Source organism: Pseudomonas sp. M5A4_2d (assembly GCF_053345295.1).
In genome coordinates, this window is the sequence record NZ_JBKEZW010000006.1 from 23,259 (window position 1) to 39,428 (window position 16,170).

Annotated in this window: 15 protein-coding genes; 11 read left to right on the forward strand and 4 right to left on the reverse strand. The window is 62.4% G+C overall.

The genetic code is table 11. From position 1 onward, the window contains the following. The first annotated feature begins 68 nt into the window (after nt 1–68). From ACLBW8_RS15390 to ACLBW8_RS15440, 11 genes are all read left to right on the forward strand, one after another. Nucleotides 69–632: a helix-turn-helix domain-containing protein gene (locus ACLBW8_RS15390; RefSeq protein ID WP_064452950.1), complete on the forward strand. Its 564-nt coding sequence runs from the start codon at nt 69–71 to the stop codon at nt 630–632. Between the two features lie 154 nt (nt 633–786). Beyond that, nucleotides 787–1,983, forward strand: a complete 1,197-nt coding sequence (locus ACLBW8_RS15395) for an SfnB family sulfur acquisition oxidoreductase (RefSeq protein WP_447805738.1) — start codon at nt 787–789, stop codon at nt 1,981–1,983. A gap of 12 nt (nt 1,984–1,995) precedes the next feature. Beyond that, nucleotides 1,996–2,358, forward strand: a complete 363-nt coding sequence (locus ACLBW8_RS15400; RefSeq protein WP_447805739.1) for an acyl-CoA dehydrogenase — start codon at nt 1,996–1,998, stop codon at nt 2,356–2,358. Then, nucleotides 2,358–3,773, forward strand: a complete 1,416-nt coding sequence (locus tag ACLBW8_RS15405) for an LLM class flavin-dependent oxidoreductase (protein ID WP_447805740.1) — start codon at nt 2,358–2,360, stop codon at nt 3,771–3,773. Before ACLBW8_RS15400 ends, ACLBW8_RS15405 begins: the two co-directional genes overlap by 1 nt. A gap of 133 nt (nt 3,774–3,906) precedes the next feature. Then, the gene (locus ACLBW8_RS15410) at nt 3,907–4,818 is read left to right on the forward strand and encodes an AMP-binding protein (RefSeq protein ID WP_447805741.1); all 912 of its coding nucleotides are present in this window, start codon (nt 3,907–3,909) and stop codon (nt 4,816–4,818) included. Further along, on the forward strand, nt 4,815–5,585 hold the full coding sequence (locus ACLBW8_RS15415) for an ABC transporter ATP-binding protein (protein ID WP_447805742.1): 771 nt from the start codon (nt 4,815–4,817) through the stop codon (nt 5,583–5,585). Before ACLBW8_RS15410 ends, ACLBW8_RS15415 begins: the two co-directional genes overlap by 4 nt. Then, the gene (locus ACLBW8_RS15420; protein ID WP_064452944.1) at nt 5,585–6,466 is read left to right on the forward strand and encodes a branched-chain amino acid ABC transporter permease; all 882 of its coding nucleotides are present in this window, start codon (nt 5,585–5,587) and stop codon (nt 6,464–6,466) included. The genes ACLBW8_RS15415 and ACLBW8_RS15420 overlap by 1 nt, the downstream gene beginning before the upstream one ends. A gap of 4 nt (nt 6,467–6,470) precedes the next feature. Further along, nucleotides 6,471–7,520, forward strand: coding sequence for a branched-chain amino acid ABC transporter permease (locus ACLBW8_RS15425; RefSeq protein ID WP_064452943.1), 1,050 nt, complete (start codon nt 6,471–6,473; stop codon nt 7,518–7,520). A 22-nt stretch (nt 7,521–7,542) separates the two neighbouring features. Beyond that, nucleotides 7,543–8,883, forward strand: a complete 1,341-nt coding sequence (locus tag ACLBW8_RS15430) for an ABC transporter substrate-binding protein (RefSeq protein WP_221295101.1) — start codon at nt 7,543–7,545, stop codon at nt 8,881–8,883. Between the two features lie 3 nt (nt 8,884–8,886). Further along, nucleotides 8,887–9,654 (forward strand): ABC transporter ATP-binding protein, encoded by a 768-nt coding sequence (locus ACLBW8_RS15435; protein ID WP_447805743.1) that lies wholly within the window; start codon nt 8,887–8,889, stop codon nt 9,652–9,654. 12 nt (nt 9,655–9,666) lie between these two features. After that, on the forward strand, nt 9,667–11,061 hold the full coding sequence (locus ACLBW8_RS15440) for an FAD/NAD(P)-binding protein (RefSeq protein WP_447805744.1): 1,395 nt from the start codon (nt 9,667–9,669) through the stop codon (nt 11,059–11,061). 121 nt (nt 11,062–11,182) lie between these two features. On the opposite strand, the gene ACLBW8_RS15445 is transcribed toward ACLBW8_RS15440, so the two are convergent. Genes ACLBW8_RS15445 through ACLBW8_RS15460 form a run of 4 tightly spaced genes read right to left on the reverse strand, consistent with a single transcriptional unit; the run spans nt 11,183 to nt 15,830 of the window. Continuing rightward, nucleotides 11,183–12,439 (reverse strand): efflux RND transporter periplasmic adaptor subunit, encoded by a 1,257-nt coding sequence (locus tag ACLBW8_RS15445; RefSeq protein ID WP_447805745.1) that lies wholly within the window; start codon nt 12,437–12,439, stop codon nt 11,183–11,185. Next, a complete protein-coding gene (locus ACLBW8_RS15450) occupies nt 12,429–13,916 on the reverse strand; it encodes a TolC family protein (RefSeq protein ID WP_447805746.1) in 1,488 nt (495 codons plus the stop codon). Before ACLBW8_RS15450 ends, ACLBW8_RS15445 begins: the two co-directional genes overlap by 11 nt. After that, complete coding sequence (locus ACLBW8_RS15455; RefSeq protein WP_064452937.1) at nt 13,909–15,126, reverse strand: ABC transporter permease; 1,218 nt, start codon at nt 15,124–15,126, stop codon at nt 13,909–13,911. The genes ACLBW8_RS15450 and ACLBW8_RS15455 overlap by 8 nt, the downstream gene beginning before the upstream one ends. Beyond that, on the reverse strand, nt 15,123–15,830 hold the full coding sequence (locus tag ACLBW8_RS15460) for an ABC transporter ATP-binding protein (RefSeq protein WP_064452936.1): 708 nt from the start codon (nt 15,828–15,830) through the stop codon (nt 15,123–15,125). Before ACLBW8_RS15460 ends, ACLBW8_RS15455 begins: the two co-directional genes overlap by 4 nt. Between the last annotated feature and the right edge of the window lie 340 nt (nt 15,831–16,170).

Below are 16,170 nucleotides of genomic sequence, written 5' to 3' on the forward strand. Positions count from 1 at the left end.
GGCACGGACCGCACAATGCGCCGCACGCTGGGCAGTATACTGCGCACACCTACCTATTGAGCAATATAGTGCACAAAGAAAATCCACAACGGGCCTCGGTCCTGCAACACGTCAGCCAGAACGTTCGTCGTCTGCGGCATGCTGCCGACTTGAGCCAAACCGCGCTATCGGAGAAGTCCGGGGTCAGCCGACGCATGCTGGTGGCTATCGAGGCGGGCGAGAAAAACGTCAGCCTGTCCACTCTGGACCGTGTGGCCGAAGCGTTGGACGTGGCCTTCAGCGACCTGATCCAGGCCCCGGATGCGGGTGACCACAGCCGCATCAACGAGCTGGCCTGGGCCGGTGACATTCCCGGCAGTAAAGCCGTATTGCTGGCCAAAGCCACCGCCCGCCGCGAAGTGGAATTGTGGGAGATGCGCCTGGAACCAGGTGATCGTTACAACCCTGAGCCAGACCCGGAAGGCTGGAGCGTGCAGCTGTTCGTCTTCGAAGGCCGCCTGACGCTGATTCTGGATGGCGAAGAACAGCACGTCGCCGCCGGCGAGTTCTACATGTTCGCCAGCCGTCAGGCCCACGGCTATCGCAATGACGGTGAGGTGGCCGTGCGCTTTGTGCGCAACGTGGTGATCTAACTGTTTACCAGGCAACAGTAGATGCACACTTTGCTGGTTTGACGCGTGGTCAATCGCCGTGTTTTACCAGCAACTCACTGATTTTATTGCTGATTAAATTCAGGCACGACTCCTGCAATCACCTAGGTATCTCATCGGAGCCTGGAGTCGGCCCATGTCAGCCCATCCTCAACACCCTGCCCATATCATCCGCTCGGATGCCGAAGCCATTGAGGTCGCCACTCGGTTGGCCGCCCGCTTTGCCGTCGACGCCAGCGTGCGCGACCGCGAGAGGCGCCTGCCCGTCGACGAGCTTGACGAATTTTCTGCCAGCGGCCTGTGGGGTATCACCATTCCCAAGGCCTACGGCGGCGCCGAGGTGTCCTATGTAACCGTGGCCGAGGTGATCAAGTTGATATCCGCCGCCGACCCGTCCCTGGGGCAAATCCCGCAAAATCACCTGGGCGTGGTGGACATCCTGCTGCAAACCGCCAGCGAGGAACAAAAGCGTCACTACTTCGGCAAGGTCCTGGCGGGCTACCGATTCGGCAACGCCTTCTCTGAGGCCAAGAGCAAAAACGCCGGCACGTTTGACACCCAGATCCGTTTCGAGGGCGACACCGCGCAAATCAACGGCGAAAAGTTTTACTGCACCGGCGCGCTGTTCGCCCATCTCGTGCCCACCGTCGGCAACGACGAAAACGGCCAGGCCTTCATTGCGTTCGTCGAACGTGATGCGCCGGGCCTCACGGTCGTCGACAGCTGGGACGGCTTCGGCCAGCGCACCACTGCCAGTGGCGGCGTGACGCTGGATGGCGTCAGTGTGCCGCTGAGTGCGGTCATCCCCGCACACCTGGCCTTCGACCAACCCACCGCCAACGGCCCGATCTCGCAGATTATCCAGGCAGCCGTCGATACCGGTATCGCCCTGGGCGCGCTGGAACAGGCGAAATCGTATGCGCGCCAGGCACGCCCGTGGATCGACAGCCAGCAGGATCACGGCTGGCAAGACCCGTTCACGATTGCGGCCATTGGCGACCTGGAGTGGCGCGTGCACGGCACCGAAGCCATCCTCGCCAAAGCCGGCAAGGCGGTTGACCTGGCCCTGGCCGAGCCGAATGCAGACACCGTGGCCAACGCCTCGCTGGTGGTCGCCCAGGCCAAAGTCCTGTCGGCTGAAACCGCTTTGCTCGCCAGCAGCAAACTCTTCGAACTGGCCGGCACCCGCTCGGTCACGGGCAAGCACAACCTCGATCGCTTCTGGCGCAACGCGCGCACCCACACCCTGCACGACCCGGCACGCTGGAAATACCACTTGATCGGCAACTTTGTGCTCAACGGCGTGAAGCCTGCACGCCACGCCTGGAACTGAGGAGCCTGACCCATGACCGCACTCAACGAAGCACTGAGCCACACACTGAACCACCCACTGCATCAGGCGCGCCAACTGTTGGAGAACAGTCGGCGCTTTGTCCAGGCCAGCGATGACCCCTATGTGATCAGCCGCTTCGGCGATGTACAGATTCGCATCGACGTGGCCGCCGCGCTGCTGGAACGCGCCGACACCCATCCCAGCCCCGTGGCCTTGACCGAAGCGCAAATCGCCGCCGCCGAAGCCCTCATTGCTGCCAGCAATGCTGAATTCGAACTGACCGGCCAACGCACCGCGCTGCCGTCGACCCTCGACGACCCGCTGCGCCGCAAATACCAGGCTGTCGGCAACTACCACCTCAACGGAGTGCTTTGATGTCCCGTGAAATCCGTTTGAATGCCTTCGACATGAACTGTGTCGGCCACCAATCCCCCGGCTTGTGGGCGCATCCGCGTGACCGCTCGTGGCAGTACAAGGACCTGGAATATTGGACCGATCTGGCGAAAATCCTTGAACGCGGCAAATTCGACGGGCTGTTTATCGCCGACGTGCTGGGCATCTACGACGTGTACAACGGCAACGGTGACGCGGCGATTCGCCAGGCCGCGCAAGTGCCGGTCAACGATCCCTTGTCGCTGATTGCGCCGATGGCCCTGGTCACCGAACACCTGGGCTTTGGCCTCACCGCATCGTTGTCCTTCGAGCATCCGTACCCGTTTGCCCGCAGGCTTTCCACCCTTGATCACCTGACCAAGGGCCGCGTTGGCTGGAACATTGTCACGTCGTACCTGGAAAGCGGCGCCAAGAACCTCGGCCAGAAAGCCCAGACCGAACACGACGCGCGCTATGACTATGCCGAGGAATACCTGGAAGTTTGCTACAAACTCTGGGAAGGCAGTTGGGAAGAGGGCGCCGTACTGCGTGACCGCGAACGGCGGATTTTCAGCGACCCGAGCAAGATCCACGAGATCCGCCACGTTGGCAAACACTTCCAGGTGCCCGGTATTCACCTGTGCGAGCCATCGCCGCAGCGCACGCCGGTGCTCTACCAGGCCGGTGCGTCCAGCCGTGGCAAGCAGTTCGCCGCCGAACAGGCCGAGTGCGTGTTCGTCGCCGCGCCATCCAAGGTGCTGCTGAAAAAGACCGTCGCCGACATCCGCCGCCGCGCCGCTGAGGCGGGGCGTGATCCGAAGAAAATCCTGATCTTCAACTTGCAGACGGTGATCGTCGGCGAGACCGACGCCAAGGCGAAAGCCAAGTTCGAGGAGTACAAATCCTACGTCAGTTACGAAGGTGCAATGGCGCTGATCTCCGGCTGGACCGGCATTGATTTCAGCCAGTTCAAACCGGATGAGCCGCTCAAGCATGTGCACACCAATGCCATTCAATCGGCCGTGGAAGCCTTCTCCACGGCGGACCCGAACAAGGTCTGGACACCCAACGAGCTGGCCGATTGGGTTGGCATTGGCGGCTTTGGCCCGCTGTTTGTCGGTGGCCCCGAGACCGTGGCTGACCTGTTGCAGGAGTGGGTCGAAGAGACCGATGTGGACGGCTTCAACCTGGCCTACGCGCTGACCCACGAAACCTTTATCGACGCCGTGGACTTGCTGGTGCCGGAGTTGCAAAAACGCGGCGTGTACAAGACCGAATACGCCCAGGGCACCTTGCGCGAAAAGCTGTTCGGCGAGGGCGCGCGGCTGGCGTCGAACCATCCGGGTGCCGGCTATCGCGATTTGTCGGGTTCACACAAAACCACTGTGGGAGCGGGCTTGCTCGCGAATGCGGACTGACATTCAACATCAATGTTGACTGAACCGGCGCTTTCGCGAGCAAGCCCGCTCCCACAGGTTGATCTTCATTGTTTGATCTAATTCAGCCAGCGGACCACCGCACGCTTAACCACCCAATAGGAGTATTACCCCTATGAGCGTGTACGAACTCAAACGTCCGCAGGTGCTGGAATGGCCCGCTGAACGGCTCGACCATTTACCCAGAGCCCAGGCGCAATTGCACCACTGGGCGCAGATTACCCCGCTGCACATCGCCTTGCGGCACAAGCGCCAGGGCCAGTGGTATGCGTGGCGCTGGATCGATGCCTTGCGCGATGTGGAGCGCCTGGCCGACGGCCTGCGCCAGCAGGGTTTCGGTGAGCAATCGCGGCTGGCCCTCAGCGGTGCTTTCGAGCCCAACCTGTTGCTGTTGGCGCTGGCCGCACAGTCCATCGGCGGGCACGTATTGACCCTGGCCGATGACTTGGAGCCCGAAGCCCTGTACCAGCAGCTATGGCGCATTCATCCCACTCATTCTTATGCGCAGGGGCGTCAGCAGGTGCGGCATTGGCAGTCCGCCAACCTGTTGGATTTTAACCAACTGCTCGGCCCGGTAGACCCGGCGCAACATCTGCATCGCTGGTGGCAATCAAGCGGTGAAACCGTGTTGTGGAGTGAGGAGGGCACTCACTGGCAAGGCGGCCTGAAGGAGGTCCTGGAGCAATGGCTGAACAGCGGCCACGGCCTGGCATTTCCGGAAAGCCTCGCCTCGGCCCGGCGCGATTGCAGCGAGGTCGCGCCGACCGGCCTGCTGCTGTCGCCCGAGCGCTTGCAGCACGTGGCTGACGCTATCGAGCGTCGCCTCGCGCCCCCCGGCACCTGGCGTCGACGCCTGTGCGATTGGGCCATTGCGCACCCGCAAAGTGGCTTGCGGCGCCTGATCAAAAACCGCGTGCGCAAACTGCTGGGCTTCCAGCGCCTGGCTTACATCTGGCAGCCACCCAGCACGCAAAAGCCCCACAACGACCCAGCATGGCTGGCTGAATTCAAACGGGACATCGCATGAGCCAGGCCATTCTCCAGGTGCGGGATATCTCGCTGTCGTTCAAAGGGGTCAAGGCGATCAATGCCTTGTCCTTCGAGGTGCAGCGCGGCGAAATCTGTGCGCTGATCGGCCCCAATGGCGCCGGCAAAAGTTCGTTGCTCAACGTGCTTAACGGCGTGTATCGCTTTGACGCTGGTGAAATCGTTTTTGAGCAACACCACTTCCACCGCATCGACCCGTTGGGCGCCGCGCGTCGCGGCATCGGCCGCACGTTCCAGAACAACGCGCTGTTCAAGAAGATGAGCGTGCTCGACAACATCCTCACCGGCCTGTCGCGGCATATGCGCACCACCTTTATTGAACAAGCCCTCGACTTGCCGCGCGCGCGTCGAGAGGCCGAAGCGTTTCGCCTGCGTGCTCAAGGCATTCTCGAATTCCTCGAACTGCAAGCCCATCGCGATGTGCTGGTGGGCAACCTGTCCTATGGCCTGCAAAAGCGCGTAGAGCTTGGCCGCGCGTTAATCGCCGGCCCCAGCCTGTTGCTGCTGGATGAGCCCATGGCCGGGATGAATGCCGAGGAAAAACAGGAAATGGCCCGCTTCGTCGCCGACGTGAACCGCGACCTGGGCACCACCGTGGTGTTGATCGAACACGACATGGGCGTGGTCATGGGCTTGTCCGACCATGTGGTGGTGCTCGACTACGGGCGCAAGGTGGGCGACGGCACGCCCGCCCAAGTACAGGCCAACCCGGATGTGATCGCGGCTTATCTGGGAGTCACACACTGATGACCTTCTTCTTCGAAACCCTGCTCGGCGGCCTGCTCGCCGGCACCCTGTATTCGCTGGTCGCCATCGGCTTCGTGCTGATCTACAAGGCCAGCGGCGTGTTCAACTTCGCCCAGGGCTCGATGCTGCTGTTTGCCGCCCTGACCTTTGTCAGCCTGCATGACCAGGGTGTGCCGTTTGCCCTGGCGTTGTTGCTGACGGTGATTGTGATGATCGTTGGCGCCTTGCTCATCGAGCGTCTGGTATTGCGGCCGCTGGTCAATCGCTCGCAGATCACCCTGTTTATGGCCACCTTGGGCCTGTCGTTCATTATCGAAGGCCTGGCCCAGGGCGTGATGGGCTCGCAGGTGCGCGCGCTGGATTTGGGCATCGACGATGTGCCGCTGTTTGTCGGGCCGCTGATGCTCAGCCAGTTCGACCTGATCGCCGCGGCAGCCGCCGTGGTGCTGGTGACCGTGCTGGCACTGCTGTTCAACAAGACGCGCATCGGTGTGTCGCTGCGTGCGGTGGCGGATGACACCACAGCGGCGCTGTCCATCGGCATCAACCTCAACCGCATCTGGCAGATCGTCTGGGCGGTGGCCGGCATTGTCGGCCTGGTGGCGGGCCTGTTGTGGGGCGCGCGCCAGGGCGTGCAGTTTTCCCTGTCGCTGGTGGTGCTCAAGGCCCTGCCGGTATTGATCATCGGTGGCTTCACCTCGATCGGCGGGGCGATCGTCGGCGGGCTGATTGTCGGCGCGGCGGAGAACCTCGCCGAGGTGTATATCGGCCCGCTGATCGGCGGCGGCATCACGCCATGGTTCGCCTATGTATTGGCCCTGGCCTTCCTGTATATCCGTCCCGCCGGCCTGTTCGGCGAGCGCGCCATCGAGCGAGTCTGAAACCATGTCGATTCCCGTTGCTCAACAAACTGCGCCGTTGCTGTTGATTCAGCGGCGTGTGCCCTGGGGCCTTATCGGCCTGTTCGTGCTGGCCTTTATCGTGGTGCCGCTGTGGGGCAATGATTATTGGCTGAATGCGATCCTGATTCCATTTTTGGTGTTGTCACTGGCCGGGCTGGGCTTGAACCTCTTGACCGGCTACACCGGGCAAACCTCGGTGGGCGCGGCCGGGTTCATGGCCGTTGGTGCGTTTGCCACCTACGGCTTTCTGCTGCGCCTGCCGGAGTTGGGCTTGCCGGTGGCGCTGCTCGGTGGCGGGATCATCAGTGCATTAGTGGGGTTGGTATTTGGCCTGCCCAGCTCGCGGATCAAGGGCTTCTACTTGATGGTCACGACGCTGACGGCGCAATTCTTCCTGGAATGGCTGTTCGTCAAATTCCCCTGGTTCTACAACTACGGTTCCTCCGGCACCATTTCCGCGCCAAAACTCGCACTGTTCGGCCATGACCTCAATACGCCGCTGGGCCGCTACCTGCTGACCCTGGTCACGGTGCTGCTGCTGACCTGGACCGCCGTCAACCTGGTCCGCAGCCAGGTCGGCCGCAACTGGATGGCGATTCGCGACATGGACACCGCCGCCGCCGTGGTCGGCATCCCGGTAGTGCGCTACAAGCGCTTGGCCTTCGCCGTCAGTTCGTTCTATCTCGGCATTGCCGGCGCGCTGTGGGCTTTCGCCTACCTGGGCACCGCCAGCGCGAGCAGCTTCGACATCAACCGCTCGTTCCAGATCCTGTTCATCATCATTATCGGTGGCATGGGCAGCATCGCCGGCAACTTCGTGGGCGCGGCCTTTATCAGTCTGCTGCCGATCTTTCTCAGCCATGCCGGGCAGGCGTTGTTCGGTGGTTCGGTGGACGCGGGGCAGTTGCAGAACCTGCAGAAAATCATCTTTGGCGTGTTGATTATCGTGTTCCTGATCAAGGAACCCGAAGGGTTGATCCGCCTGCTGCACAACCTGCGTGACCGTCTGCGGCAGTGGCCGCTGCGCTTCTAACATTCCCTCAAGAGCATCCAATATGCGTGCAACCTTCAAACGTTCTCTGGTCGGCGCGGCCTTCGCACTGGCTGCCCTGGCCGGTGCGGTACCCCAGGCAGTGGCGTCGCCCGACCAGCAATTTATCCCGTTAGCTACCTATCGTGTGGGCGCCTACGCGTCCAGTGGCGTGCAAGTGTGGGCCGGGATGATCGATTACCTGCGCTATATCAATGAGGTCGAAGGCGGCATCAACGGCGTCAAATTGGTGTGGCAGGAATGCGAGACCGAATGGACGGCGGAGAAGGGCATCGAGTGCTACGAGCGCTTCAAGAATGGCCTGGATGGCGCGCCGGTTGCGGTCTATCAGCCTAATGGAGCACCGGCCGCTTATGCCCTGAGCGAGCGGGCGGAGGTGGACAAGATCCCGCTGATTACCCTTGGCTACGGACGCACCGAAGCCACCGACGGCACGGTGTTCCCGTATAACTTTCCGGTGATGCTGACCTTCTACAGCGAAGCGTCGACCCTGGTGAACTACATCGCCCAACGCGAGGGTGGCTTCGACAAACTCAAGGGCAAGAAGATCGCCACGGTGTATCACGACTCGGCCTACGGGCGTGAAACCCTCGGCCCGTTGAAACTGTTGGCTGAGAAATACGGCTTTGAAAATATCCAGATTCCGGTGGCCGACCCCGGCAACGAACAGTCGGCGCAGTGGCGTCAGGTACGCCAGGCCAACCCGGACTGGGTGTTCCTGCGCACCTGGGGTGTGTCGACCCCGGTGGCGGTGAAAACCGCTGCGCGTTTCGGCTTCCCGGTGGACCACATCATCGGCGATATCTGGGCCAGTTCCAGCGAAGACGTGTTGCCCGCAGGCGCCGCGGCCAAAGGTTACCTGGCGCTCACGCCATACCCGGCCGGTGCCGATTTCGAGATCCACAAACGCCTCAAGCAGTCCGTCCTCGACAAGGGGCACAGCGACCTCAAAGACCTGAAAAACTTCGGCAGCGTCTACTACAACTCGGGTCTGGTAAACGCCGCCGTGGCCGTGGAAGCGATTCGCACCGCCCAGGCCAGGTTCGGCAAGCGCCCATTGAATGGTGAAGAAGGTCGCTGGGGCCTGGAGCACTTGAACATCGATGACGCGCGTCTCAAAGCCATGGGCTACCTGGGCCTGATGCAGAACCTCAAACTGTCGTGCCGCGACCACGAAGGTGGCGGCTCGGCGCGGGTGCAACAGTGGGACGGTGCCAACTGGACGCTGATCAGCGACTGGATCGCCGCCGACCGTGCATTGCTGCGCCCGTTGATCGATGAAAAGTCCGCCGCGTTCGCCAAGGAAAAAGGCCTGACGCCGCGCACCTGCACGGGGGACGAATAAGCCATGAGTCAGCCCGCCGCTGAACCCGCGCACCCGTCGCTGCTGACGGTCAACGACATCGAAGTGATCTACGACGGCGCGATCCTGGCGGTCGCCGGGGTCTCATTGACGGTGCCCAAGGGCGCCATCGTTGCCTTGCTCGGCGCCAATGGCGCCGGCAAGAGCACCACGCTCAAGGCGATTTCAGGGCTGGTGCGTGCCGAGCGGGCCGAAGTCAGCCGCGGCATGATCGAGTATGCCGGCCGCGATCTGGCCGGCATCGACCCCAGCCATCGCGTGCGCCAGGGCATGGTCCACGTGTTGGAAGGCCGGCATGTGTTCGGCCAATTGACCGTGGAAGACAACCTGCGCAGCGGCGGCTTTGTGCGGCGCCTGAGCCGCAAAGACATGGAACACGACCTGGAACGCCTCTACGCCTGGTTCCCCCGACTCAAGACCAAGCGCCATACCCGCGCCGGGCTGACCTCTGGCGGTGAGCAGCAGATGGTTGCCATCGGCAGGGCATTGATGACACGCCCCACGTTGGTGCTGCTCGACGAGCCGTCCATGGGGTTGGCGCCGATGATCGTGCAGGAGATTTTCGAGATCATCGCGCAGCTCAACCGCGAGCAGCAGGTGAGCTTTCTGATCGCCGAGCAAAACATCAACGTCGCGCTTAACTATGCGTCCCAGGGCTACGTGCTGGATACTGGGCGCGTGGTCTTGAGTGGCAGCGCCACAGAGTTGCTGGCGCGGGGCGATTTGCATGATATTTATCTGGGTAAACAGTAAGGGCGAATGTGCATGACTGAATCCATCCGCAACGCTGATGTGCTGATCATCGGTGGCGGTCTGAGCGGCACGATGTTGGCGGTGCAACTGCTGCGCTTGCCCGGGCAGCGGCACATCCTGGTAATCGAACCGCGTGCCGAGCTTGGCCGTGGCGAGGCCTACAGCGCCGTCGAATTGGGCCACACCCTCAATGGTAACGCCGCGCGCATGAGTGTCGACCCGGACAACGCGGATGACCTGGCGCAATGGCTCACCGGCTACCTTGACGCCGGTGGTTGGCCGCAGGCGCACCAGCAGCCTGTGCCGATCAGTGAGCTGTTCCCGCCACGCGGGATTTTTGGTTTGTACGCGCAGCAGAGGTTGGCGGAGGCTACGGCGCTGTCAGCGTCCACGGTCGAGCACATCCGTGCCGAGGTAGTCGACCTGATCGTGGACGAAACCTCCACACGCTTGACCCTCGATAACGGCCAGCAACTGCGCGGCGCCTACGCAGTGTTGGCCACCGGTATGTTCCCGGCGGCGCGCACACCACAGACCGAGTCCAGCGGCTTGAACGCAGCGGCGGTGGACCCGTGGGACGTCCAGGCCATGACCCGGATCGACCCGCAATCGACGGTGCTGATTATAGGTTCCGGGCTGACCATGGTGGATGCCGTGGTATCCCTGGAGCAGGCCGGTCATCGTGGGCCGATCGAGATTTTCTCGCGCCACGGCTTGTTGCCCCATGTGCGCCGACAGCCGCCGAGCTGGGAAGATTTTCTCGCCGCTGACCCCAGCCTGCGCAGCCCTCGGCAATTGCTGCGCGAGGTGCGGCGCCAATGCCGCATCGCGCAGGCCCAGGGCATCGACTGGCAGGCGCCGCTGGACACGGTTCGCGCGCATATCGGGCGCCTGTGGAGCCAGGCTGGCGAGCGCGAGAAACGCCAGTTCGTGCGCCATGTACGGCCCTGGTGGGAAAGCCATCACCATCGCTCGCCGCCGTTGAGTGCGCAGTTGGTGGCGCGATTGCAGGAGGAAGGGCGACTACGCATTCAGGCGGCGTCGTTCAAGGGCCTGGTCGCGTCCGATGACGCAGTGACGATCAACGTGCGTCGTCGGGGCGAGCAGTTGGTTACTCAGGTGTCGGGCGCGGCACTGATCAATTCCAGCGGCATTGAATACGATTGGCGCCGCGTGGCCCGGCCGTTGCCGCAGCAGTTGCTCAAGCGCGGGTTGATCCAGCCCGGGCCGCTCGCGCTGGGGATTGCGGCGGAGGTGTCGGGCGCCGTTGTCGATGCCGAAGGCAAGGTCAGCCAGCGACTGTTCGCCATGGGCCCGCCGTTGCGCGGGATGTGGTGGGAGAGCACGGCGGTGACTGATGTGGCGATTCAGGCCAAGGCGCTGGCGGCAAGGTTGACGCAACACTAACTGTGGGAGCTGGCTTGCCTGCGATAGCGGTGGGTCAGCTAGAAATGTGTCAACTGATACACCGCCATCGCAGGCAAGCCAGCTCCCACATTTTTGATCTCCACTGATCTTGAGAGTGTATTCAACTTCCTGCTTTTACGAACCCAGGCTTGAGCCCAAACACTTCAACCCCTTGGGCCGTCGACTGCCCGGTCGTCACCTTCACCCGCTCCACCGGCTTATCCATCGCCGCCCGATACTCCACGGTCATGTCATCGCGGTTAATGGCCTGGCTCGGCACCACGATCGCCTGCTCATTGTTGTAAGTCACAATGGTCAAGCGTGCGCTCATCCCCAGCCGCACCCGTTGCAACTGCTGGGCGGTGAGCTTGGGAATCGACAATGTCACCGGAAACTGCGCGCTGCCCTGGCTATCGCTGGCAATCGCCAGGCCGCTGACCACACTGACGGACCCGGTCAGCCGCTCACCGTCGAACCCATCGCCCATCACCTCTACCGCCTGGCCCTGGTGCAATTGGTTGATGTCCAACTCCGACACCCTGGCGACAATTTTCAGCCGCTCGATGTTGGCCAGGCCGAACAGCACCTGCCCCTGGCTCACCTTGCTGCCGGCCTGGACCGGCGCGTTGTTATTACCGCCACTTTGAGGTGAATTATTATTGCCGGGGGCGGGCACCACGATGCCGGAGAAAGGCGCCTTGACCTCCTTGCCATCGAGCAACGTGTGCAGCGCGTCGTACTTCACCGTGGCGTTGATCAGTTCCATATCAGCGATTTGCCTGTATTCGCCCTGGCCCTGCGCCTGTGCCTGCTGCAAATCGCTGCGTGCAGAGGCGAGGTCCAGTTGCTGCTGTTGGGTCTGTTGCTTGAGGTCATCCAGTTCGTTGCGCGGGATGATGCCGCGCTTGAACAGGTTTTCACTCTCGGTGAGTTTGCGCTGGGTGTTACCGGCGGTCATTTCGGCGGTGCGCAGGCTGCGACGCGCGCGGCTGACGGCGGGGCTGCTGTCCCAGTCCTGCATCTCTTGCACGGTGCGCCGGGCCTTGAGCTGGGCGGACAAGGCATCGCGCAGTTGCACTTCAAGGGTGGCCGGGTCCATGCGCAGCAGCACCTGGCCGGCTTCGACCCGTTGGCCCTGTTCCACCAGGTTGGCCAGCACGTTACCGTCGAACGGCGCGGTAAGGGTGAGGGTGGTGTCGGGTTCGATCTTGCCCACCAGACCAATCTGATGCACCAGCGAGTCAGGCTTCACGGCCAGCCATTGTTCGGCTGTGTTCGTCTGCCCGGCATCGCTGCGGTGGCTGAGCGCGGTCACGCCGGCGCCTGTCAGCAGCACGATCAACGCAGCGCCCAGCAGGCGTTTTTTATTAGTAGTCATTGAGGGCGATTTCCCAACTTTCCAGGGTCATGCCCAGTGTCAGGTCGAACTGGGTCTGGGCGTTCAAATAAGCGATCAGCGCGTTGAGCTGCGCGTTCTCGGCATTGCGCAGGTCGGCCTCGAAACTCAGCACCTGGAAGTTGGTGGAGCGCCCGGCGCTGAGTTTCTCCCGCTCGATCTCGATCTTGCGTCGTGACAGTTCCACGGCACGCTGGGAGATTTCATATTGGCGCCAGCGGGTGCCAAGGTCACGCACCACGTCGTTGACGTTGCGCTCCAGCTCCTGGCGCGCATCGGCGATGCGGATCTCCTGATCCTCCACATTCACCCGTGCTCGCACCTCGGCCTGGCGCGTGCTGATGTCGCCGATCGGGATCTGCACCTGAACACCGGCGTAGCTATTCCAGGTGCGGTTATTGCTGTTGCCATTGTCGATGTTGCTGTTGCTGTAGGCATCGCGTACCTGGTTGGCCCCGGCCACCAGATCCACTTGCCAGCGTCCGGAATCCTTGGCGATGACCAGGTTGAGGTCGGCCTGCTGGCTACCGAGCAGGGCGGCGAGGTACTCCGGCTGCTGGGTTTGCGCGAGGTTGAAGGCCTGGCGCTTGTCGATGATCATTGGCTTGGCTTCCAGGGCCTCACTGGCGCGGATCGGCGTCGACAGGTCCAGGGCCAGCAGGCGCAATAAGGCCAGGCGGCTGGTGTCCAGCTGGTTGCGGGCTTCTTCCACACCGAGTTGCTGAGTCGCGATATCGGCTTCGGTCTGCACGATTTCGAACTCGGCCATGCGCCCCGCGCTGATCAGCGCCTTGTTCACTTCCAGCAGGGTGTTGGAGCGTTTCAGGGCATCCTGGACGATGCTCAACTGCTCCTGGGCGCGCAGCAATTCACGGTAAGTGGCGATGATCTGGCTGATGGTCTGCGCCACGGTGGCCTTGAGGTTCAGGCGGTTGGCCTGCTCCGACAGGCGCGACAGGCGCAGCGGCGCGGTGGTGGCGTCCCAACCTGCGCCGCGCATCAGCGGCTGGATGAGCGCCAGGTCCAGGCCATCGCTGCGGTAGCGGCCAGCGCGGTCGGCGGTGTTCAGTTGTTGGGTCCAGGCCATGCTCAGCCGGGTGCCGTACTCGCCGAGCAAGGTTGCATTCGGGGCCAGGTTGGCGTTGCGCGAATTATCGATGGAGCCGCGACTTTGGCGGTAATAACTGTTGAGGGTGAGCTTGGGGTTGAACGTATCTTCGGCCACCCGCAGGTCGAACTTCTGCGCCACCCGTTGCAGGTAGGCACTGCGAATCGCCGGGTTGTTGCGCAAGCCCAGGTACACCGCATCGCCCAGGGTCATCGTGGTGACCTGCGCGTTCAGCGACACGCTTCGATCGTAACCACTGCGGGTGGTGCTGGGGGCGGACGGGTTGATGACCACGTCGGCGGCCATGCCCGGCAGGCTCACCAGCACGAGCAGGCCTAGCCATTTATTCATCACGCAAGGCCTCCACCGGCTGCAGCCGCGAGGCCGAGACCGCCGGGTAGATGCCAAAGAACAAGCCCACCAGCAGCGTGCTGCCGACCCCCAGCGGCAGGGCGGCGGCAGCCAGCGCAAACTGCCAGCCCGACAGCCAGGCGTAGAGCCAGGCGGCTGTCATGCCCAGCACCGCGCCGCACAATGCGCCGACCGCCGTCAGGGTGACGGCCTCCAGCAGGAACAGGTTGCGGATATCACGCTGGCGCGCACCTAGGGCCATGCGAATGCCGATTTCACGGCGACGCTCCGAGACATTCATCAGCATCACGTTCATCACCCCGACACCGCCGCCCACCAGGGAGATGGCGCCCAGGGCCAGCAACAAGTAGGCGAACGTGCGGCTTTGCCGGGTCATGCCATCGATCATTTGTTGGGGCACCTGGATGTCGACATCGTGGTCGGTGAGCTGGCTTTTCAGTGCGACGGCGGCGTCGCGGGCGATGCGTTCCATATCCTGCCCGGGCGTGGCGCGGATGATCACATTGCTGATTTGCGGGGTCGGGTAGATGCGGCGCATGCCTTCGGCGGGGATGAACAGGGATTCGTTGGCTTGCACCGGCATCAGCATGGCCCGGGGTTGGTTGTGCAGGATGCCCACCACCAGGAACAGGTAATCGTTGATGCGCACGCGGTCGCCCAGCTTCAGCGGGTCGCCCGGTTTACTCAGGGCCTGGGCGATCTGGTCGCCGACCACGCCGTAGGTTTCGCCGGCGTCGAAGCCGGATAGAAAACGCCCCTCACGTACCGCCAGGCGCATGGCGTCCTTGATGTCCGGCGTGGTGCCGACAAAGTTGGCGCTGATCGTGCGGCCGTGGAACACGATGGGCCCGCCGAACACACTGAGCGCGCCGATATGGGCGATGCCCGGCACCGATTGGCGCACGGCTTCAAGGTCAAGGCTGGCGCGCATCGGTGCATTGCTGTTGCCTTTGGGCGGGAACTGGGCGACCAGGGTGTCGGTGCCCATGTCCTTGAAAATCATCGCGGCATCCACCGCCGCGTTGTGGCCGATATTGATCAACGCCACCACCGATGAACTGCCGATCACGATGCCCAGCAGCGCCAGGATTGAGCGTTTGCCCAGGGTGCGCAGGCTGACGAACGCTTCATGCAGCAGTTGGCTGAGGCTCTGTTCGACCCGCAGGCTGCTCTCTACCCGCAGGCTCATAGGCGCTCGGCCTCATGCACCACGCCGTTGCGTACCAGAATCTTGCGTTCCAGGCGCTCGGCGATATGCGGGTCATGGGTGACGATGATCAGCGTCACCTGCTGTTCGCGGTTGAGGGCCAGCAGCACGTCCATGATCTCCTGGGCGGTGGTGCTGTCGAGGTTGCCGGTGGGTTCGTCGGCAAGGATCACCGACGGCTTGCCGACCAGGGCGCGAGCAATTGCCACGCGCTGGCGCTGGCCACCGGAGAGGTCGGCAGGGCGATGGTGGGCGCGTTCGGCCAGGCCGACTTGCTCGAGCATGCGCAGTGCCTGCTCCACTGATTCATGGCGCGACACGCCGCGGTAACTGAGAGGCAGGGCGACATTGTCCAGCGCACTGAGGCGCGGCAGCAGGTTGAAGCTCTGGAACACAAAACCGATCTGCTGGTTGCGGATCGCGGCCAGTTCATCGGGCGTCGCGCTGAAAATATCGTGACCGGCAAAGTGATACCGGCCGCAATTGGGCAGGTCCAGCAGGCCGAGGATATTGAGCAGGGTGCTTTTGCCGGAACCGGAGGCACCGAGAATGCCGCAGCTGTCGCCGCTGGCGATGGACAGGCACACATCATTAAGAATGGACAGGTGTTGCCCGGCGAGCTGATAGCTTTTGCCGATGCCTTGCAGGGAGATCAAGCCTGGGTGCGCGGGGGTATCTGTCATCATGACTACGCCTGCAGTCTCGACGGTGCTGTCATACCCCCGGTAAATCCTTGTAACAAGTTCGGGAGCTGCCTGGTACGCGTCACGGACTGGTTTTGTTTCTTGTTTTTAAAATATTGTTTGAATGTTGTTTGAATAGTAACCGCGTTCAATCCGCTTCGCCAGCGATGGATGTAGAGCGGTTTCATCCTTTGAAACGCTTTTTCTGTGGCTCGGTTCAGGCGGTCACGAGTGCCTTCGGCTATCTTCAGAAAGCCCGGTTATACAGGCTTTTATAGGGATAAGGCGTGTCACTGCTTGCTTTCGAAAGGCCGCCCCGGTATAAAAAATCAAATTATTTTTT